Source organism: Parenemella sanctibonifatiensis, from assembly GCF_002250565.1.
Taxonomy (GTDB): domain Bacteria; phylum Actinomycetota; class Actinomycetes; order Propionibacteriales; family Propionibacteriaceae; genus Parenemella; species Parenemella sanctibonifatiensis.
Genome location: NZ_NMVJ01000001.1, coordinates 242934 through 263736, shown reverse-complemented (window position 1 = coordinate 263736; position 20803 = coordinate 242934). Strand labels below are relative to the sequence as shown.

The 20803-nt window shown below is 69.2% G+C and carries 18 protein-coding genes; 14 read left to right on the top strand and 4 right to left on the bottom strand.

All coding sequences use genetic code 11. The annotated features are described in order from the left end of the window. Positions 1-852, bottom strand: coding sequence for a hypothetical protein (locus tag CGZ91_RS01305; protein WP_179229164.1), 852 nt, complete (start codon positions 850-852; stop codon positions 1-3). Between the two features lie 58 nt (positions 853-910). Beyond that, positions 911-2170, bottom strand: coding sequence for an LCP family protein (locus CGZ91_RS01300; protein ID WP_144008448.1), 1260 nt, complete (start codon positions 2168-2170; stop codon positions 911-913). 124 nt (positions 2171-2294) lie between these two features. On the opposite strand from CGZ91_RS01300, the gene CGZ91_RS01295 reads away from it, so the two are divergent. Together CGZ91_RS01295 and CGZ91_RS01290 are read left to right on the top strand one after the other, a co-directional pair. Next, positions 2295-3890, top strand: a complete 1596-nt coding sequence (locus CGZ91_RS01295; RefSeq protein WP_179229163.1) for an LCP family protein — start codon at positions 2295-2297, stop codon at positions 3888-3890. Between the two features lie 10 nt (positions 3891-3900). After that, positions 3901-4929 carry a glycosyltransferase family 2 protein gene (locus CGZ91_RS01290; RefSeq protein WP_267490219.1) on the top strand — a complete coding sequence of 343 codons (1029 nt, stop codon included), beginning with the start codon at positions 3901-3903 and terminating at the stop codon, positions 4927-4929. Positions 4930-5438: 509 nt separating this feature from the next. Here CGZ91_RS01290 and CGZ91_RS01285 read toward each other — a convergent pair. Further along, complete coding sequence (locus CGZ91_RS01285; protein WP_094452164.1) at positions 5439-6149, bottom strand: TIGR03089 family protein; 711 nt, start codon at positions 6147-6149, stop codon at positions 5439-5441. A gap of 70 nt (positions 6150-6219) precedes the next feature. On the opposite strand from CGZ91_RS01285, the gene CGZ91_RS01280 reads away from it, so the two are divergent. From CGZ91_RS01280 to CGZ91_RS01265, 4 genes are all read left to right on the top strand, one after another. Further along, entirely contained in the window at positions 6220-7296 is a 1077-nt protein-coding gene (locus CGZ91_RS01280; RefSeq protein WP_094452163.1) for a mannose-1-phosphate guanylyltransferase, read from the top strand. A gap of 256 nt (positions 7297-7552) precedes the next feature. After that, positions 7553-7813, top strand: coding sequence for a WhiB family transcriptional regulator (locus CGZ91_RS01275; protein WP_094450533.1), 261 nt, complete (start codon positions 7553-7555; stop codon positions 7811-7813). Positions 7814-7887: 74 nt separating this feature from the next. Continuing rightward, on the top strand, positions 7888-10842 hold the full coding sequence (locus CGZ91_RS01270) for a glycosyltransferase (RefSeq protein ID WP_179229162.1): 2955 nt from the start codon (positions 7888-7890) through the stop codon (positions 10840-10842). Continuing rightward, positions 10839-12248: a DUF5719 family protein gene (locus CGZ91_RS01265; RefSeq protein WP_094452161.1), complete on the top strand. Its 1410-nt coding sequence runs from the start codon at positions 10839-10841 to the stop codon at positions 12246-12248. Before CGZ91_RS01270 ends, CGZ91_RS01265 begins: the two co-directional genes overlap by 4 nt. Before the next feature lie 24 nt (positions 12249-12272). Here CGZ91_RS01265 and CGZ91_RS01260 read toward each other — a convergent pair whose 3' ends face one another. Next, positions 12273-12704, bottom strand: coding sequence for a metallopeptidase family protein (locus tag CGZ91_RS01260; RefSeq protein WP_094452160.1), 432 nt, complete (start codon positions 12702-12704; stop codon positions 12273-12275). Between the two features lie 186 nt (positions 12705-12890). Here CGZ91_RS01260 and CGZ91_RS01255 point away from each other — a divergent pair, with 186 nt between their 5' ends. The 8 genes from CGZ91_RS01255 (at position 12891) to ahcY (ending at position 20801) form a co-directional block, all read left to right on the top strand. After that, positions 12891-13520: an ABC transporter ATP-binding protein gene (locus CGZ91_RS01255; protein ID WP_179229161.1), complete on the top strand. Its 630-nt coding sequence runs from the start codon at positions 12891-12893 to the stop codon at positions 13518-13520. Positions 13521-13624: 104 nt separating this feature from the next. Next, positions 13625-15685: a hypothetical protein gene (locus tag CGZ91_RS01250; protein WP_144008447.1), complete on the top strand. Its 2061-nt coding sequence runs from the start codon at positions 13625-13627 to the stop codon at positions 15683-15685. A gap of 70 nt (positions 15686-15755) precedes the next feature. Then, on the top strand, positions 15756-16115 hold the full coding sequence (locus tag CGZ91_RS01245; protein WP_267490218.1) for a DUF3499 domain-containing protein: 360 nt from the start codon (positions 15756-15758) through the stop codon (positions 16113-16115). Between the two features lie 47 nt (positions 16116-16162). Further along, positions 16163-17557 carry a phosphohexomutase domain-containing protein gene (manB, locus tag CGZ91_RS01240; RefSeq protein ID WP_094452156.1) on the top strand — a complete coding sequence of 465 codons (1395 nt, stop codon included), beginning with the start codon at positions 16163-16165 and terminating at the stop codon, positions 17555-17557. Between the two features lie 24 nt (positions 17558-17581). Beyond that, complete coding sequence (locus tag CGZ91_RS01235) at positions 17582-17770, top strand: Trm112 family protein (RefSeq protein ID WP_094450525.1); 189 nt, start codon at positions 17582-17584, stop codon at positions 17768-17770. A gap of 3 nt (positions 17771-17773) precedes the next feature. Further along, complete coding sequence (locus CGZ91_RS01230) at positions 17774-18820, top strand: phosphoheptose isomerase family protein (protein WP_094452155.1); 1047 nt, start codon at positions 17774-17776, stop codon at positions 18818-18820. Between the two features lie 69 nt (positions 18821-18889). Continuing rightward, positions 18890-19336, top strand: coding sequence for a type II 3-dehydroquinate dehydratase (locus CGZ91_RS01225; protein ID WP_094450523.1), 447 nt, complete (start codon positions 18890-18892; stop codon positions 19334-19336). Between the two features lie 22 nt (positions 19337-19358). Next, a complete protein-coding gene (ahcY, locus tag CGZ91_RS01220; protein WP_094452154.1) occupies positions 19359-20801 on the top strand; it encodes an adenosylhomocysteinase in 1443 nt (480 codons plus the stop codon). Positions 20802-20803 lie beyond the last annotated feature (2 nt).

Below are 20803 nucleotides of genomic sequence, written 5' to 3'. Positions count from 1 at the left end.
CTAGCTGGACTGGCCCCAACCGCCGGTCTGGCCCCCGGGGTTCCACCCCGACCCGCCGCTCGGGGGCGGGGGATTCCAGCCGTCCGGTTGGCCGGTCCCGCCGAAGGGGCTGCCCGACTGTCCACCGAACTGTTGCCCTCCGAACTGCTGCCCGCCGAACTGCTGCCCACCGAACTGCTGCCCACCTCCGAACTGGCCGGGTCCGCCGGCCTGGTCGAACGGGTTCGGCGGTGGCGGCGGCGCCTTGGGCTTGCGCAGAGCCAGATAGATGATGGCGCCGACCGCGGCGAGCACGAGCACGATCAGGCCGATCCAGACCAGGCTGGACCATCCGCTGCCGTCGGCGCCCACGGCCCGGAGCCCGGCGCTGCTGAAGAGGTCGGCTGGGTCGGTCCAGGTGGCGGTGTTGCCGGACTTCTCACCAGTGCCGCTGACCTCCCTGACCGTGCCGGGGAAACTGACCGCGACCGTGAAGGACTCGATGCCCGCGGCGCCGATGTTGCCGCCGGTCGGGTCGCCGGCGGGGAGGGCGAATTCGAAGACGAAGGTGTCCTCGACGTGGCGTACGGTGATCGCCGAGCCGGGGCCGACGTCGCCCTCGGCCAGGCAGCCGGCCCGATCGGTCAACGAATACGGCGTGCCGGACAGCCCAAAGGCGGCGCTGAAGTAGTCACAGACCTGCTCACCCGACGCCTGCACTGCGGTGGTGTCGACGTTGATGTCCACCACCGCGTGCACCTTGCCCTCGCCGTCGATGGTGGCGCGGGCCTCGACGCGTACGCAGCCGGTCAGCACCAGACAACCGAAGGCCAGCAGCAGTGCCATGGCCCGCCGCAGCGGCTTGCTTGACATCGGCTCGCTCGACATCGCGTTCTGTCCTCTCACCTGACCCATCCTGCCTGAGATCAGGTCAGCTGAACCGCTCCAGCCCCTCGGTGTTGCCCTCGGCGATCTGGGCGAACAGTTCTGCCGCTTGGTCCTCGTCCCAGATCATCGAGGAGCCGGCACTGGTGCGGGCATTCGGGTCGCTGATCGGGACCATCAGGGTGTGCGCCTCGTCGGGTCGCATCAGCGCCAACACCATGCCGACCGCGTTGGGGAGGCTGGTGTCCTGGCTGAGCACGAGGCTGGCGGTGCCGGCGTGGGCCAGGTTCCAGTAGCGCACCGGGTTGATCACCGACATCGGGTTGAGTGCCTTGTCGGCGACCTTGGAGAGCACCTCCCGCTGTCGCTTCATCCGGCCCAGGTCGCCGGTCGGATCAGACTTGCGCATCCGGGCGTACCCCAGCGCCTGCACCCCGTCCAGGGTGTTGCAGCCGGCGGGGATGTCGAGCCAGTTGCCCTCCTGCATCGGTTCGTCGAGGCAGACCTCGATGCCGTCGACGGCATCCACGAGATTGACGAAACCGCCGAAGCCGATCTCGACATATCCATCGATGCGGATGCCGGTGGCCTGCTCGACCGTCTCGATGAGCAGCTGCGGGCCGCCAAACGCGTACGCCGCATTGAGCTTGTTCTCGCCGTGGCCGGGGATCGGCAGGAAGGAGTCGCGCGGAAGCGACAGGATCACCGACTTTCCCTGCGGGGGCCGATAGATCAGCATCATGGTGTCGGTGCGTTTGCCCTCGATGTCGCCGGTGCGCAGCTGCTCCCGCTGCTCGGGGCTGAGTCCTTCGCGGGAGTCTGAACCGACGAAGAGCACCGCGGTGCCGGGCTGTTCCGGGGGCCGGTTCTCGATCTCGCCGACGTCGGCGCGCTCGACGTCATTCCAGGCCAACAATGGCACCGCGACCAGGTACGCCAGCCACAGCACCACGACGGTGGTGAGAACTCGGCGAAACGTACGCAGCGGGCGGCGCCGCTTGGTGCGGCGGGTGCGTGTCGGGGCCGGCTGCTGGGGCGCCTGCTGCGGTTGCTGGTACTGGCCCTGGGGATACTGCGGTTGCTGGTACTGCGGCTGGGGTGCGGGCTGAGGCTGCTGGTACTGGGCCTGTTGGTGAGGCGCTTGCTTGTGAGCGGACTGCTGGTGAGGGGACTGCTGGCCGCCCTGCTGGGTGGACCGTTCGTACGCCGCGATCTCCTCGGCAGACATCTGCCGAGTGGCCTCCGCGGGCGGCTCCGAAGGCTCCCGCCCATACAGCCAGTCGAGGTCCGATTTCCGATCTCCCATGCGACAAAGCTACGTCACCGCGCCAGCCGAGCCAGTGGTCCAGCGGCGTGTTGCGGTCGACTCGGCTGGTGAGCCGCCCATACTGGAGCCGGTCAGTTCTTCCCCCAACGACCGAGGTACGCCGGTGACTGCTGCGACGCCACGCCCGACCCGTGACCACCCTCGAGGTGCGAGCTCGTCCGAGACGAGCGCCCCCGAGAACGCTGTCGCGCTGTCGAGTGGTCGCATCAAACTTCGTCGCGCCCTCGTCCTCATCGCCATGACCGTGATGGTCCCAGGCTCCGCCCAGCTCGCAGCCGGCAACCGCACCGTCGGACGGTGGGGGATGCGGGTCTGGGGAGGTTTCCTGGCACTGGTTGCGATCCTGGTCCTGATCGGATTCAGTGCCCCCTCGGTGCTGGTCGAATGGGCGACCCAGCCGTGGCTGGTGCAGTTGACGGCGGTCGTGGTCGTGATCGCCGCGATTGGTTGGGCGTTGCTGATCGTGGACGCCTGGCGGATCGCCAACCCGCCGGACCTTTCCCGCCAGCACCGGCCGGGTTTTGCGCTGCTGGCCGGCGGCCTCGCCTTCGCGATCATGGGCGGATCGGTCTTCGCGGCCGGCACCCTGAGCTCCCACGCCGGGATGATCGGTGAGGTATTCGGCGGCGGCGGCGAGACCGAAGCCCATGCGGGCCGTTACAACGTGCTGTTGCTCGGCGTCGACGCCACCGTGCACCGCGAGGGCATCCGACCGGACTCGATCACCGTCGCCAGTGTCGACGAGGAGACCGGGCGTACGGTGCTGATCAGCCTGCCCCGCAACCTGCAGAAGATTCCCTTCCCGGAGGGGTCGCCGATGCGGCAGGAGTTCCCCGCCGGCTTCGACTGCCCCGACAACGAGTGCATGCTCAACGCGGTCCACACGTACGCCGAGAACCGCCACGACCTCTACCCGGACGCTGACGATCCTGGGCTGGCAGCGACCATCGACGCGGTCTCCGGCGCCACCGGCCTGAACATCAACTACTTCGCCCTGATCGACATGGCCGGCTTCGAAGCCCTGGTCGATGCGGTCGGTGGGATCCGGATGGACATCAATCAGGCCGTGCCGATCGGTGGCGGTGGCCAGAAGGTCGAGTCCTACGTCGGCCCCGGCGAGGACCTGCTGCTGAATGGCTACGAGGCATTGTGGGTCGCGCGCTCCCGGGTCGATTCGTCGGACTATGCGCGGATGCAGCGGCAGAAGTGCGTGATGGCGGCGATGCTCAACCAGCTCGACCCGGTGACGGTGGCGACAAAGTTCCAGGACCTCGCCGCGGCCGGCAAGCAGATCGTGCGCACGAACGTGCCCCCGGACCAGATCGATGACCTGATGAAGCTGGCCGGCGGCGCCCAGAAGCTGCCGCTGCGCAGCGTGATGTTCACCCCGCCGGCAATCACCCCGCACGACCCTGACTTCGCGCGGATGCACCAGATGGTTGCCGACGAGATTGCGGTGTCGGAGCGGTTGGACGCCGAGCGTGCGGAGAAGGACGGCGGGGAGAAGGCGCCCGAGCAGTCGCCGGAGACCGCGGATGCGCCGGCTGATGAGTCGCCGGCTGACGAGCCGCCCGCCTCGGATGCGCCGGCAGCCGATGCTCCCCGGGACGAGCCGGCGGATGCGCCGCCTGCCGATCCGCAGCCCGAAGGGGCGGGTGGCAACACCGACGATCTGGGTGAGGTCTGCGCGGCACGCTAGCCTTCCAGACGTGGACCCCCAGAATTGGCCGCCGGTCTCGGTGGTGATGCCGGTACGCAACGAGGAGAAGCACCTCGTTGCCGCCGTGCAGCGCATCATGGATCAGGCCTATCCAGGTGAGGTCGAAGTCATCATCGCGTTGGCTCCCAGCAAGGACCGCACCGCCGAGGTGGCCGCCGAGATCGTGCGGCAGCATCCGCAGGTGCGGGTGGTCGACAACCCTCGCGGCTGGACCCCGGTCGGGCTGAACCTGGCCATTGCCGAGGCTCGCCACGACATCTTGGTGCGGGTCGACGGCCACGGAGAACTGACCGACGGCTACATCACACTGGCGGTCCAGGTGATGGCCGAGACTGGTGCCGCCAACGTCGGCGGCGTCATGGACGCGCAGGGACGCACGCCCTTCGAGCAGACGGTTGCAGTGGCGTACACGTCGCGGTTGGGGTTGGGCAACTCCACCTTCCATCTGGTTCGCTCCCCGGCCGGGCCCAGCGACAGCGTCTATCTGGGCGTGTTCCGGCGTGGCCCATTGGCGGAGGTCGGTGGTTTCGACGAGACGATGCGGCGCGCCCAGGACTGGGAGCTCAACCATCGACTGCGCAAGGCCGGCCACACGGTGTGGTTCGACCCGCGGCTGCGAGTGACCTATCGGCCGCGTTCCACGATGAAGGCGTTGGCACGGCAGTTCTACGAGACCGGTCAGTGGCGCCGCGAGGTGGTACGCCGACACCCCGAGACCGCGACCCTGCGCTACTTGGCGCCGCCCATCGCCACCGCCGGTGTTGCGGTCGGCTCGGTCGTGGCGCCGGTGGGAATCCTCGGTCTGCTGGGCCGCGGCCCGCTGGCTCGCGTTCGCTGGCTGGCGGTGCTCGCCACGCTCGCCATCGCCGCGCCGATCGGGTACGCCGCGATCGTCACCGCCGGCGCCGCCCTGCTGCGTCGCGAACTGCCCTGGCGGGTCCGCTGGCGGCTGCCCGCCGTCCTGGCCTGCATGCATCTGTCCTGGGGTGCCGGTTTCCTGCGTGGCCTGAAGCGCTGAGGTCGGCGTACGCCGGCCCGCGTTGGGACGCGTAGGTCTCCGGCGGCTGGCGGGGGTGGCGTCCCGCCCACCTCCGCGGGCCCCGGCTCCGCCGGGTACCCCTCCGGTACGCCCGACCACACCCCGACACCGCCCCGCCACCTGCCGTTGGGTCGCCGGTTGGCCCTGAGCTCGGCGTACGCCGGCCTGCGTAACTACAGCATCGCGTGGATGCGCAGGTGATTCGGGCGGTTTGACCTGCACAACTACAGCATCTTGAGGTTGGGTCGCGGCTGACCGGCGTACGCGCACCGGCGGGCGTCAGGCCTGGGAGGGCCGGGTCTCGAGGGTGACCGGGATCCGCAGCTGGCCGAGCACCGACTCAAGGTCAGCGGCCAGCGCGGCGAACTCGGGCTCGGAGAGATGCATGGGAAGGTTCAGCCGCAGCTCTCGCGCAAGACGTGCAGTCGATTCGCACGGACACCGATCTCGGGTCCGTTTCGAGAATCGACTGCACGTAGTGCGCGCGCTTACAGCTGCACGATTGTGGTGGCCTTCTCCGCGGCCGCCAGGGCTGCCACGTCGCCGGCGTCGACGACCACAGCCGAACCGCCGCCCAGGATTGGCGCGATCACGGCGGCCTCGATCACCGGCCAGACCGAGCCGCTCCAGTTGGTCAGGTCGACCAGCCGTCGTTCGGGCTCGGGCATGACCTCGAGCAGCGAGGCGTGGGTCTGGTCGAAGCCCTCCTCCTGCCAGGCCTCCGCCTCGAGGTCCAGGTAGCCCTCGTCATGGGCATCGGGTTGGCTCAGTGCCTCCGGGCACAGGTCCACCACACCGTCGACCAGCTGGTCTCGCAGGCCGAGCCCCAGCGGGTGCAGCGACAGCGCGGCGGTCCAGCCGGCGCCAGCAGGGGAGTCCGGGCCCACGATGGTGGCGTCGCCACCCGGTACGCCGACGGTCACAGTTGCGCCGCGTTGCCACACCGCCAACACAGTCGCCAGACTCTGCCAATGGCCAGGATGCTGCTGCAGCACCGGCATCGCGGCAGTGTCCCCGTCGGCCAGGTCGATCTCGTCGGCCAACAGGTTCGCGATCTTGTCGACCCAGTTGGCGAACGTGGTCGCCGACAGTTCGGTACGGGCGTCGGCAACCCCGTCCGGGCCCCGGCCGTACCAGGTCACCAGGGGCGGTCCGGGGTTGCGTGCGACGCGACGGGCGAGGTGTTCGATGAGGCTCACATGGCTCAGGATAGGGCGACACACCCGCGAGCTACCCCCGGTTGTCCGACCCGATCCCTAGGGTGGTCGCATGCGCTACGTGGTCATCATGGCTGGCGGGTCGGGCAAGCGTCTGTGGCCGCTGTCGCGACGCGACACCCCCAAGCAGTTGCTCCGACTCTTCGAGGACAAGAGCCTGATGCGGCTCGCCTACGAACGAGTCCAGGGGCTGGTGCCCGATGACCAGATCTATGTCTGCATCGGCGCCGACTATGCCGATGTGGTCGCCGAGGAGCTCCCGGAGCTGCCCGCCGCCAACCTGTTGGGTGAGCCCGAGGGCCGCGACACCCTCAACGCGGTGGCCTGGCCGACCGCGGTCATCCACCGCCGCGACCCCGACGCCACCATCGCGGTGCTCACCGCGGACCAGCTGATCGAGCCGGTCGACGCCTTCCGCGACGCGCTGGGCCGTGGTTTCGACGCGGCCGAGTCCGATGAGCAGGCGCTGGTGACCTTCGGTGTGCTGCCGACGCGCGCCCACACGGGCTATGGCTACCTCCACCGCGGCGAGCCGGTCGGGGCGGGCGAGGCCGTGGTCCGGGTCAAGGAGTTCCGCGAGAAGCCGGATCTGGCCACCGCGGAGGAATACCTGGCCAGCGGTGAGTTCTGGTGGAACGCCGGCATGTTCGTGTGGCGGGCCGCGACCCTGCTGCACCAGGTCGAGCAGTTGCAACCCGATGTGGCGGCCGGCGTACGCGAGATCGCCGAGCACCCGGAGCGGCTCGAGGCGGTCTATCCCGGACTGACCAAGATCAGCATCGACTATGCCGTCATGGAGCCGGCCTCCCGCGGGCGTACGGATGCGCATGTCGTGGCGGTTCGACTGCCGATCTCCTGGCACGACGTCGGTGGGTACGCCACCCTCCTGGAGCAGTTGCCCGCCGACGCCAACGGCAATGTCAGCGAGGGCATCACCACCCTCACCGGCGCTCACGGTTCGCTCGCGATCAACCGTCAGGACGGCCATCTGGTGGCTCTGGTCGGGGTCAACGATCTCGCCGTCGTCCACACCGATGAAGTCACCATGGTGGTCCCCGTCAGCGACGCTGAGCGGGTCAAGGAGCTCCTCACCGACGTCGCCGAACAGCACGGAGACGCCTATCTGTGAGGCCTGATCGCGAGGGGTCCCATCTCGGCTCCGACGGCCCCGGACTGAGGTGGCAGGGCGCGAGTGGGTCGAACGCGGTGTCAAGCCGATGAATCCTGTGCCAAGTTCGGCGTGGCTCGTTGATTTTTTGCCCTCCCGCTTGACTTGCTGCGCCCACGCGGCTGTAATTTCACGTATGTAGTTCGTGTTCCGGCATGGATCGTCCCGATCGTGTTGACGAGGATGCGGCTGCGTGGCCGATGGTCGAGGAGGGCGAATGCTGGATCTTGTGATTGCAGTGGCCGATGAGGACGAAGGTGCCCTCGGCTGGCAGGAACGAGCGCTGTGCGCGCAGACCGACCCCGAGGCGTTCTTCCCTGAGAAGGGCGGATCCACCCGGGAAGCCAAGAAGGTGTGTCAGTCCTGCGACGTACGGGCCGAGTGCTTGGAGTACGCCTTGGCTCACGACGAACGCTTCGGAATCTGGGGCGGACTCAGTGAGCGGGAACGTCGCAAGCTGAAGAAGAGGGCGGTCTGAACCGAGGCACTTCGGCTTGGCGCCTGCGGCGCTAGGCTTGCCGCTTGTCCGAACCGGCGAGCAGGAGTCACGACGTGAACCAGGACCCATGGGCATGGGTGGATGAACGCGACGACGACTCCTCCGTCGACCTCTCCCACCACCACGTCAGCGCGGTGATCGTCACCCGCAATGGCGCGGCTTGGCTGGGGGACCTGCTTGATTCACTGGTGGGCTTGGACCACCAACCGGACCGCGTGATCGCGGTCGACACCGGCTCCCGAGATGATTCGGTCGAGCTGTTGCGTACGCATCCAGTGGTCTCCACCGTCATCGAGATGCCCGATGCCCCCGGCTTCGGCATTGCTGTGGAACGGGCGCTGGCCGCCGACGCCGAGGCCCTCGCCTCCGACCCGGCCCAGGCCCGGACCGATCCGGATCGGCAAGAGTGGGTGTGGACCCTGCACGACGACGCCCGGGTCGAGCCCGCCAGCCTCACTGAACTCCTCAGCGCAGCCGCGGCCGACCCCCAGGTCGCTGCCGTCGGCCCCGCGCTGCGCCGCCCCCGCCGAGCCGGTGAGGCCGCCCAGCTCAGCGAGCTCGGCGTCACCATCGCCGAGACCGGCCGCCGCGAACTCAGTCTGGAGCCCGGGGAGATCGACCAGGGCCAACATCAGCCGGCCGAAGTGCTCGGCGTCTCCACCTGCGGCATGTTGGTCGACCGGCAGATCCTCACCGAGGTTGGCTTCACCGAGACGGTGCCGCTGTTTCGCGACGGCGTCGACTTCGGCTGGCGGGTCAACCTCACCGGCCGTACCGTCAAGACCTGTCCCGAGGCGAAGATCACCCACCGCCAGGTGGGGCGGGCCGGGCTGCGCGAGGACGCACCATGGCTGCAGGGGCGTACGCCTGCCAGCGTCGACGCCGAGCTCGGCATGCGCGTCATTGCCGGCCACCGCGGCGGCGCCCGTACCGTCCTCACCACGGTCTTGCTGGTGCTGGCCGGCTGCCTACGCTCGCTGGGCTTCCTGCTCGGCAAGGCCCCGGGCCGGGCCCGGGACGAGTTCCGGGCGGTCGGCGGCTTCCTGCGCCATGGCTCGGTGGTACGCGACCTGCGCGCCAAGGTGGGGCGGCTCAGCCCCGACCGGGAGACCAGCCAACGCGCCGATGCGATGGTGCCGGGCTGGTGGTCCAGCGTCGCGCGCGCCGTCGAAGGGGTGGCCGGTGCCCTGGTGGGGCGTTACCGCGACTACGAGGACCGCGCCAGCCTCGATGAACTCACCGGCGACGACTTCGCCGGCCCGCGTCGGGTCCAGACGCAACGCTCCCGCACCTGGGTCGGGGTCCTCATCGCGGTGCTGGCGACCCTGATCGCCTCTCGTCAGTTCTTCGGCACCGGTGAGCTCAGCGGGCCCCGGCTGCTGACTCCGCCGCAGGGTTTCGTGTCCACCCTTGCCGACATGTTTGCCAGCGGCGGCGGACTGGCGGGGGCGCCGTGGGTCAGCGCACTGGGCCTCAGCAGTCTGGTGACATTGGGTCAGCCGGACTGGCTGGTGACCGTGATGATTCTCGGCGCGGTCCCGATCGGACTGTGGGCGGCGCGAATGGCGCTGCGGCAGTTGATTCCTGGCAATCGGCTGCGCTGGATCGTTTCCGTCGCGTACGCCCTGGTGCCGGTGCTGATCGGCATCGGCACCCGCGGCATCTGGGACCTGGCCGTCTGGGTGCTGGGGCTGCCGTTGGCGGTGGCCGCTGGCGTACGTCTGGTGACGGCTCATGACTCCCTGCCCACCGAGCGGTGGCGCGGCGCCGCCCTCAGCGCCTTGGCGTTGCTGCTGCTCGGCACCATCACCCCGACAGCGGTCGCGGCATACGCGGTCGTGGTTGTCGTGGCCGGGCTGCTGTATCGCAGCGGTTGGAGGACCTGGGTCGGGCTGCTGGTGGCGATTGGCGCCTGGGCGGTGCTGGTGTCGCCGTGGTGGCCGACCCTGGCGCAGTATCCGGGCCGGCTCGTGACCGGCACCGACCCGGTCCTGGCGTCGCTGACCGCCCAGGATCCGTGGCAATTGCTCTTCGGTCAGACCGATGTGGTCGGTCAGGCGCCGCTGTGGCTGAATGCGATCGCCGCCGGCGGCATCCTGGTCCTGGCGCTGGTCGGACTTTTCCTGCGCGCCGACCGTGGCCAGGTCATCGGACTGGTCGTGATGGTGTTCGGCCTCGGTCTGGCGGCCGCCCTCAGCCAACTCGTGGTGATCGTGCCGGCGGGGCAGGTGCGCCCGGCGGTGGAGACTTGGCTGCTGCTCGGCTATGCCGCGGCGCTGGTGGTCGCTGGACGCGGCTGGCAGGGGCTGGTGGCGAGCCTGACGCGTCGCAACTTGGGCGGTGCCCACGTGCTGACCGTGATCGGCGGCCTGATCGCCGCCGTGGTGTTGGTGCTGGGATCAGGCTGGTGGCTCCTGGGTGGCACCGGGACGCCGCTGGAGCGCAGCGAGGACGCCGTGCCGGCCTATCTGCGTGGCGCTGAGGCCCAGGGCCTGGCGACGCTGACCATTGATGCCCGCGCCGGCCAGCCAACTTGGAATCTGCAGGACAACACCAGCGGCCAGCTCGGCTCAAGCGAACGCAATGCGCCGTTCGGGACCGATGTCGAGGGCCGCGAACTGGCCGAATCGGTCGTGCTGCGGTTGCTGAATGGAGTCGCTGACGACCAGTTGGCCGCTGACCTGCACCAGCTGGGGGTGGGGCACGTCCGGTTGCTTGGCGGCGATGCCGAGCTCCAGGCACGGGTGGAGAATGCGCCGGGCCTCGGCAGCGGCGCGTCACTGCAGGATGCGACCACTTGGCTGGTGCTCGATGCGCAGCCCCGAACCGGGGCGGCGCCACTGACGGTCGGCCACATCTGGTGGGGCGTCGGCCTGCTGGTGGGGCTGGCTGTGGTGCTGGTGGCGGCGGCACCGGGCGTACGCCGGCTGGAGGCACGTGACCCGGCTCTGTACGCCCGCCGGGTCGCGGTCAGTGATGTCATGGTCAGTGGGGAGGAGTCGGCATGAGTGCTGCACAACGCCTTGCATTGGGGCTGGCCGGCATGGTCGCGGTTGGCGGTGTCGTGGCCGGATCGATCGTGATGCCGACCCAGCAACCCGCCCCAGTCAATGCCGTCGAGGTGACCGGCACCAGCACCACCCTGTGTCCGGCGGTGCCCGGGGACGGCGAGTCGATCGCTGTGGTCGGGTCGCATGCTGTCGGCACTGGCGACGCCCAGGGTGTGGGCTCGGTGAGCCTGGGGCCGGTCGGCGTCGAGCCCAGCCCACGTGAGCTGGGCGTCACGAGTGTGGAGACCTACCGGGACCCGCTGGCGGTGGCGTTGGGCAGCCCCGTGTTGGCCGGCGCGACCGTGGTCCATGCCCAACCGGAGGCGCCGGGAGGCGGACTGGCGGCGCTGTCGTGTGCAGCACCGTCGACGCAACGCTGGTTCAGCGGCGTGCAGGAGAGTCAGGACGGGCACGCGACCTTGACTCTCACCAACCCCGACGACTCACGTGCGGTGGTCGATCTTGATCTCTACGGCAGCCAGGGCCGCATCGTGGCGCCCGGCAGCCGAGGCATCGAGGTGCCGGGAGGCGGCACCGTTCGGGTGCCATTGGAGCCGTTGTTGGCGGGTCAGCCTGGCGTCGGTGAGTCGGCTGGTGTCACCGTCGGAGTCCACGCCTCGGTGGGTCGGGTGGACTCGTCGGTCTGGCAGCAGGGCAGTGTCGGCCAGCCGGCCCTCAACCGATTCATCGTCGCCACCCATGAGCCCGCCATCAGTCAGGTCATCCCGGTCGCGGCCGGCGGGGAAGGGGAACGGACGCTGCTGCTCGCGACCCCGCACGACCGCCGTGCCGAGGTCGATGTCGAGTTCGTGACCGAGACCGGTCGGATCGTGCCGATCGGCACCGAGAACATTTCGATGGCCGCCCAGTCCACGCTCGCGGTCGACCTGACCGCAGGCCTGCAGGACGAGGCCGGCAGCCTGGTGGTGACCGGCAGTCAGCCGGTGGTGGCCAGCGTACGCACGGGCAGCGCCGAGGATCTGGCTCGATCCGACCTGGGCGATGCACCGGCGGCGGCGCAACTCATCGACCCGGCGGTGGTGGTCCTGCCGCGCGAGGGACAGGCGTACGCCCACCTGGTCAACGAGGGCGAGGAGAGCGCGCTGGTGGAGCTCAGCTTCATCGACCCGAGCGGGCAGGAACTGGAACGCCGAGAGGTCGAGGTCGGCCCGGGCGCAGCGGTGGTGAGTGAAGTCCCGCAGGGCACCGCGTTGGTGACCTTCGGGGCGGCGCCGCGAGTGTACGCCGGCGTCCAGCTGACCCGTGAGGTGGGGCCCCGCGCGGGGCTGGCGGTGTTGACGCCGCAGCCGGCGATGGGTGCCCAGGAACAGCCAGTGCCGCCCAGGGATCCGCAACTGGGCTGACCTGGTGGGGACGAGTGTGCGGGCTCAGTCCTCGTCGGTGAGACCCTCCGGGTCAATCTGTTCGACGGTGAAGGTGGTCAGCGCGGACAGTTGTTCGACCAGAGTGCGGTGCACCAAGATCTGCAGTCCACGCCGGGTCGCGGCCCGATGCTCAAGCGGGCGGCGATAGAGCACCACCCGGCCGCCGGGCTTCCCGTCGGCCTCCACGGCGGCGGCCAACGGAATCCGTTCCGAAATCCAGCCGCTCTGCAGGAACGGCACCTCCTCGACACCGACCTCGACATTGACCAACACCTGGGGCGCGTGGCGCTTGATGCGATCCACCGCGTCGCTGACGCAGCTCTCGAAGAACTCCCGGCCACTGGGGGCGCGCCGCAGCGGCACCACCGACCCGGTGAGCCGGTTGCGAGTGGCGAGCGGGCCGCGCAGCCCACGGTCGTGACGGTCACGAGACATGGGGGCAGCCTAGTTGCTTCGCGAGTTGACCTCTGCGGACGAGCACCACCGTGATAGCGGCAGGCGGCTAGATATTCCACCTCTTGCCAACCGTGTGTGTGAGTGTGACGATGAGGACAGCACGCAGGGGAGCGTGCCAATCGCTACCACGGAGGTAGGCCATCGATGCGGGCGGCGGAACCGTTGGTGAGGCTGCACGAGTTCCGGCATGAGTATGCGCCGGATGCGGTCATCGAGATGGAGGAGCTGATCCTCTCGGCGGGCGAACTGGTGGCACTGACGGGCCCCAGCGGCACCGGCAAGACGACCATCCTGCGCGCGATCGCGGGAATGTTGCCGGTGACGGACGGCGAGCTGTGGCTGGGACGAAAGCAGATCACCACGGCCCGTCAGCGGAGGTTGCTGCGGCCGGCCATTGTTGCGTTCGTGCCGCAGGACCTCCAGTTGGTCCGAGAACTAACGGCCCTGGAGAACGTTGAGTTGCCCGGGATCATCTCTCCTGAAAGCCGGCGGATGCCGGCCCAGAAGGCGTTGGATCAGCTTGGCTTGGCGGCGCTCGCCCAGCGCTTTCCCGACTCGTTATCGGGCGGTCAGCAGCAACGGGTGGCGATCGCCAGAGCGGTAGCGACATCGGCGCGGGTTCTGCTGCTGGACGAGCCCTCGGCTGCCCTAGACATTGACGCAACGAAACAGATGATGGGGACCCTGCGGTCGGCGATACGGGGCCGCAGCGGTGCGATCGTCGCGACCCACGATCCTGCCGTAATGAAACGCGCTGATCGAACCGTCGACTTGGTCGGGGCGACGGTCTCGTGAACCGGGTCTTATGGCTCGGCCTGCGATTGCTCCGGGGCAGGCGAACGCTGGCGTGGATCACCGCCAGCGTCGCGTTTGTGTTGGCTGCAGCCGGCGGCTTGGTGATGACAGTCGACACCGCCGGCCGGATCTCCTCGTCAGGCCTGCGGCTCGAGCGAGCCGGCACCGCCCCCGTCCTGTTCGAGGTGTTAGGTCCTGTGCCGGAGTGGGACCGGGTGGAGCAGCTGGCCGAGCAGATTGAGGAGGCGGGCTTTGGCCCGGCCGAGCCTGCCCTTGTTGCCGCCGATGTGCCGGCCCGTGGGGATTCGACCACCTTCCCGACGATGGTCTCAGCGCGGGACTGGGCGGGCAGGGCATTCGGCATGACACTCACCGTGGAGCAGGGGCAGATTCCGTCGGGGGGTGGGGTGGTTGTCACCGAGGAGTTTGCCCGGCGGGCCAATGTGTCCGTCGGATCCGCGATCGACTTGGGAGAGTCGCAGCACACCGTCAGTGGGGTCGGGCACACTCCGGCCTATGGCCCGACCTCTCTGGCCGTCTTCATCGGCCTCGAAGACATGCCCTCGGTCGGGCCCCCAACGCGCGTGTGGTTCGTCGGCTCTGACCCGGGCAGCCAAGCCGCTGGAGCGACGCTCCAATCCGAAGCCGGGTTGATGCCGACCCCTACCGACGCGATCACTGCCACCGGATCGCCGTTGGACAGCCGTCCGATCGTGCTGCTCGGTACATCGATCGTATTGGCGGCAGCCGTTCTGCTCGTGCTGAGGCGGGCAACAGGGAAGGGGTGGGCTGCGAGTGCTGAAGCGGCCCGAACCGCGGGAGTCCCCGGCCACATCTGGCGGACGGCTGCCTGCGTGGAGGCCTTGATCCCCGCCATGGTGGGCGTCTTCGCCGGCGCTCTTGTGGCACTGGGATTCGGCGGCGTGCTGGGGCGTCTCGTGGCCGATCGGCAGGGGTTCACCTATTCGGGGCTGGGCGACACGCCCGCCCGGCTCGTGCTTCTCGGCACGGCACTGGTGATCATGCTCGGCCTGGCCGCGGCATTGGAGGCGCGGCCAAGCTCGAACGCGGCCACACTCGCTCCGACTCTGAAGCCGCGTGTTTCGGGCTTGGACGGGGTGATCGGGCGACTTGTTCGCAGTCATCCTCGCCGCACCTGGGCGCTTGGCCTCACTGCGGCAGCAGGCACCTTCGCCATGACTGTGCTGGGATTGTCTGTCGCGACGATCAGCGCCTCGGAGCAGGAAGCACAGGCATCGGGCTGGCCGCCTGGGGGCATCACCTTGCTTCTTCGTGGGCAAGACCCGCCGGCTCCTGTCGAGGCGGAGTTCGAGGCGATAGGCGCACGTGAACCCACGACGGTCTGGACTGCGGCGCCTCGAGCCGTGATCGCAATGGCCGGTGGCGACACCTGCGTTCTCAACGCGATCGACGTCGATGGAGATGCGTGGTACAACCTCACCGGCCGTGGATTGGGGCCCGGCGAGCGGCAGGCTCTTGAGGCGGGTGCTGTGGTGGCACTTCGTCCGGTGTCCGCGTCCACCGGCATCATCAGCATTGACGAACAAGTGCAGGGACAGCCACTGTCACTGGTCAGTGCCCCGCCGGGGGATTCGGCGGAATTTGACTGCCTCATGTCGGTTGACACTCTCCGGGATCAGGGCATCACGCCATGGCCTGAGCTTCTCGTCTCGCGTACGGGCGGTGCGATCGATCCGGCCCTTCGCACACGCGTCTCCCAGTTAGTCGAGGCCTCGGGCTTTCCTGCCACCGACCTGCGTTGGGGAGCGCCGCCGCCTGTGCGAACCCCTCCCGTGGTGGAAGCGATCGTGATCGCCGCACAGATCGGGATGGCGACGCTCTATTGCGTATCCCACCTGGGGACGGCATGGGACGACGCGCCGACCTACCGGCTCCTGCGCGGGTTGGGGATGGGCCGCGGGGCGACGACAATCCTATTCCTCGCCACCACCAGCGGCATCGTCCTGGCAGCGACCGCGGCAGGCTTCGTGGCTGGCCTGCCAGCTGCTCTGATCCTGATGCTCGCAGCTGGCGCGCCCGGCGTTTTGGTTCCGCCCATCCTCGTTCAGGCGATGGTCGCCACGGTGCTGGCATCGGCGCTGGTCGGCGGCGCTGCGCACCTGCGCTGGACCGATCCCGGCTGACCCGCTCCATCACGTACCCCAACGTCGCGCCTCCCACCGGCCACGGTGCCGCCGGCGTACGGTGACCCCTGTGAGTGCGAGGCGGTGCAGCAAGACGGCGTGCGGACAGCGGGCAGTGGCGACATTGACCTATGTGTACGCCGACTCCCTGGTTGTCCTCGGGCCGCTCGCCACCGTGGCCGAGCCGGGCAGTTATGACCTGTGCCAGCAGCACTCCCAGGGCATGTCGGTGCCGAAGGGCTGGGAAGTGATCCGGCTGCCGGAGCCGGACGTCACCCCCGAGCCAGACCACGACGACCTGTTGGCGCTGGCCGAGGCGGTCCGGGCTGTCGGCTTCGCCGACCCCGACGCCGTCATCGAGCAGACGCCCGAGGTCGTGGAGGTACGCCGACGCGGTCACCTGCGGGTGTTGCGCGATCCCGAACTCTGAGGCCGACACGCACTCATCTGGGGCTCCGGTGGGGCTAGTGTTGCTGCGTGCTCAAGGCAGACATCTTCAAGGCAAATGACATCCGCGGCATCGCCGGTGGGCCCGAGGCTGAGTGGGACGAGGCCGGCGCCCGGGCGCTGGGCGCCGCCTTCGTCGAGGTGCTCGGCCTGACCGGTCAGAGCTTCGTGCTGGGCCGTGACATGCGCGTCACCGGCCCGCAGTTCGCCGCCGCCTTCGCCGAGGGCGCCACCGCTCGCGGCGCCAGCGTCATCGACATCGGGCTGGCCAGCACCGACGGCCTGTGGTTTGCCTCGGGTCACCTGGACCTGCCCGGCGTACAGTTCACCGCCAGCCACAACCCGGCTGCCTACAACGGCATCAAGTTCTGCCTTGCCCAGGCCCGCCCGGTCACCCCGCAGCACCTCATCGACATCGCCGCCGCGGCCCACCGCATCGAGGACGAGGGCGGCGTCACCGCGAGCGGCACACCCGGCACCGTCACCGAGCAGGACCTGCTGCCCGCGTACGCCGCGCATCTTCATTCGCTGGTGCCGCTGGACGGCGATCGCCGCCTCAAGGTCGTCGTCGATGCCGGCAACGGCATGGCCGGCCACACCATCCCCTCGGTGCTGGGCCCGCTCAATCTGGAACTGGTGGAGCTCTTCACCGACCTGGACGGCTCCTTCCCCAACCACCAGCCCAACCCGCTCGAGCCGGAAAACCTGGTCGATGCCCAGAACGCCGTACGCGAGCACGGCGCCGATCTGGCGTTGGTCTTCGACGGCGATGCCGACCGCTGCTTCATCATCGACGAACGCGGCGAGGTCGTCTCGCCCTCCACCGTCACCGCGCTGATCGCCAAGCAGGAACTGCAGCGTGAGCCCGGCGGCACCATCGTCCGCAACACCATCACCTCCCAGACCGTGGCCGAGGTGGTCGCCGAGGCCGGCGGCCACATCGTCACCTCCCGGGTCGGTCACACCTACGTCAAGGCGGCAATGGCGCAGCACAACGCCATCTTCGGCGGTGAGCACTCCGCGCATTACTACTTCCGGGACTTCTGGTCCGCGGACACCGGCATGCTGGCCGGCCTGCATGTGCTGGCGATGCTGGGCCGCCGGGACATGCCGCTGTCGGAGCTGGCCGGGGAGTTCTCCCGGTACGCCGCGTCTGGCGAGATCAACTCCACCGTCGCCGACGCCCAGGCCACCATGGCCGAGGTGGCGGCGGCCTTCGAGGGACGCGGCTCGGCCAGCATGGACGACGGGCTGCTGATCCGCAGCCATGACGTCGTCTCCGAGGCTGCCGGCAGCGTGGAGTGGTGGATCAACCTGCGTCCCAGCAACACCGAGCCGCTGCTCCGGCTCAACATCGAGGCCGGCAGCGAGGCCTCGATGGTGGCGCTGCGCGATGAGGTCCTGGCCATCGTCCGAGGCTCCTGACCACACACCACGAGAGGAACTGACATGGCTGTGTCCCTGCCACCCGAACTGCTCGAGATCCTCACCTGCCCCAACTGCAGCTCGGGTCTTGCCGTCGACCACGACCGCGAGGAACTGGTCTGCACCGGGCCGAGCTGCGGTCTGGCGTACCCGATCCAGGACGAGATTCCGGTGCTGTTGGTCGATGAGGCTCGCAAGCCCGAACGGGGCTGAACGATGCCCGACTTCGACGACTCCCGGCTCGCCGACCCGCAGGCGCTGCTGAGCAATGACGGCCGGCTGCGCTGGATTGCCAGCGCCGGCGCCAGGATCCGGGTGGGCGCCGGGGCCGCGCAGGACGCGTTGCGCGAGCTCAGCATTGACTGGACCCCACGGGCGATTCTGGTGATCGGGGCGGAGGCCCGTTTCGTACGCGCGGTGCTGGAGCCGGTCTGCCCGGTCCCGATGGTCGCGTGGAGCGCCGCGACGCTGCCCGGTTGGGTGGGACCGCTGGATCTGGTGGTCGTGCTGGGCTGCGGCGATGAGCAGGCGCTGCTGCCGGCCGTGGCCGAGGCGACCCGGCGCGGCAGCCGGGTGTTGCTGAGTTCCCCGGAGGATTCGGCGCTGGTGGGGGCGACCTCGCAGCGCGCCACGACCTGGCTGCCCAGCGACGGCGAGGATCCGGTGTCGGCGGCCGTGGTGATGTTGGCCGGTCTGCACCGGCTGCAACTTGGCCCGGCCGTCGACCTGGCCGCGGCCGCGGACGCAGTGGATGCGGTCGCCGGCGCCTGCGGTCCGGGCGTGGATCTGGCCGGTAACCCCGCCAAGGAACTGGCCTATGAACTGGCTGACGCGCAGCCGCTGGTGTGGGGTGGATCGGTCCTGGCCGCCCGCGCCAGCCGCCGGTTCGCCGAGGCGCTGCGGGAGGCGAGCGGTCGGGCCGCGTTGGCCGCCGACGCGACTGCGCTGGTGCCTGTGATCGACGCGGTCGAACCGGTCGACGTGTTCGCTGACCCGTTCGCCGATCCCGTGCCCCAGGCCCGACCGGTGCTGGTGTTGATGTCGGACGGCGCACCTGACCCGCATGGCGTCGAGGTGATGCTGCGGCGCCGAGCCGAGGCCCGAGAGGTACGGGTGTCATTGGTCCAGCACGACACCGGATCTGCTGGTGGCGATCGCGGTGAGGCCGGGTCGGTGCAGCGCTACCTCTGCCTGCTCAGCGCCGGGCTGTTCGCGGCCGCCTACCTTGCGACCGGCCTGGGCGTCACCCTCGACGAGCACTGATCCCGCAGCCGGAGAATCGGCCACCGACGCCGTCGCGGGCGGATCGGCCCCGCCCGGTACGCTGCCCGCATGCAACGCGTACTTGTCCTCAACGGCCCCAACCTCGGACGGCTCGGTCGGCGCGAGCCCGAGATCTACGGCACCACGACGTTCGCGGGGCTGACCCGCCACCTCGTCGAGACCGGGCGCCGCCTCGAACTCGATGTCGACGTACGCCAGACCGACGCTGAGCACGAGATGCTGGGCTGGTTGCACGAGGCCGCCGACGAGCAACTGCCGGTGGTGCTGAACGGTGCCGCCTGGACGCACTACTCGTACGCCCTCGCCGACGCGGTGGCGCAGCGCACCGCAGACCTGATCGAGGTCCACATCTCCAACATCCACGCCCGGGACGAGTTTCGCCACACCTCGCTGACCGCTCCGTACGCCACTGGCATCATCGCCGGCCTGGGTCTGGGCGGCTACGACCTCGCGCTCGCGCACCTGGCCGCCCGCCGGGACGCCCGCGAGGACTGAATCTCCCGGTAGCCTGAGGCCCATGGATTTTCGCGTCGCTGACCTGGGCCTGGCTGCCGCCGGCCGCATCGAGATCGAGCTTGCCGAGCAGGAGATGCCCGGCCTGATGTCCCTGCGGGAACGGTTCGGCGAGGAGCAGCCGTTGGCCGGCGCCCGGATCGCTGGCTCCCTGCACATGACCGTCCAGACGGCCGTGCTCATCGAAACGCTGACCGCGCTCGGCGCGGAGGTCCGCTGGGCCTCGTGCAACATTTTCTCCACCCAGGACCAGGCCGCCGCGGCCATCGTGGTCGGCGACGGTACGCCCGAAGATCCCCGCGGCGTACCGGTCCATGCCTGGAAGGGCGAATCGTTGGAGGAGTACTGGGAGTGCGCGACCCAGATCTTCGACTGGCCGGACGGTCAGCAGCCCAACCTGATCCTCGACGACGGTGGCGATGCGACCATGTTCGTTCACCTGGGCCTCGAGTTCGCCCGCGCCGGGGAGGTGCCCCAGCCGGGACCGGAGGATTCCGAGGAGTACGGCGTCCTGCTCGAACAGCTGCGCCGCGTCATCGCCGAGGACCGGCTCGACTTCGAAGCGTTGGCCACCAGCATCGGCGGCGTCACCGAGGAGACCACCACCGGCGTGATGCGACTCCACGAACGTGACCGCGCCGGTTCGCTGCTGTTTCCCGCGATCAATGTCAACGACTCTGTCACCAAGTCCAAGTTCGACAACCGCTACGGCTGCCGCCACTCCCTGATCGACGGCATCAACCGCGCCACCGACGTCCTCATCGGCGGCAAGGTGGCGGTGGTGTGTGGCTACGGCGACGTCGGCAAGGGGTGCGCCGACGCGCTGCGCGGCCAAGGCGCCCGCGTCATCGTCACCGAGATCGACCCGATCTGCGCGCTGCAGGCCGCCATGGACGGTTTCCAGGTGCAGCAGCTCGACGACGTCATCGACCAAGCTGACATCGTCGTCACTGCCACCGGCAACCGTGACGTCGTCACCGCCGACCAGTTGACCCGCCTCAAGCACCTGGCGATCGTCGGCAACATCGGCCACTTCGACAACGAGATCGACCTGGCTGGGCTCGCCAAGGTGCCCGGCATCGGCAAGCGCAACGTCAAGCCGCAGGTCGACGAATGGCAGATCCCCGCCATCGACGACCGCCCCGCGCACTCGCTGATCGTGCTGAGCGAGGGGCGGCTGCTCAACCTCGGCAATGCCACCGGTCACCCGAGCTTCGTGATGTCGAATTCCTTCACCAACCAGGTGCTGGCCCAGATCGAGCTGCACCAGCGACCGCAGGACTATCCGGTCGGGGTGTACGTGCTGCCCAAGCACCTGGACGAGGAGGTCGCCCGGCTCCACCTGGCCGCTCTTGGCGTACGCCTGACGACCCTGACGCCGCGGCAGGCCGACTACATCGGCGTCCCGGTGGCAGGTCCCTACAAGGCCGACAACTACCGCTACTGAGA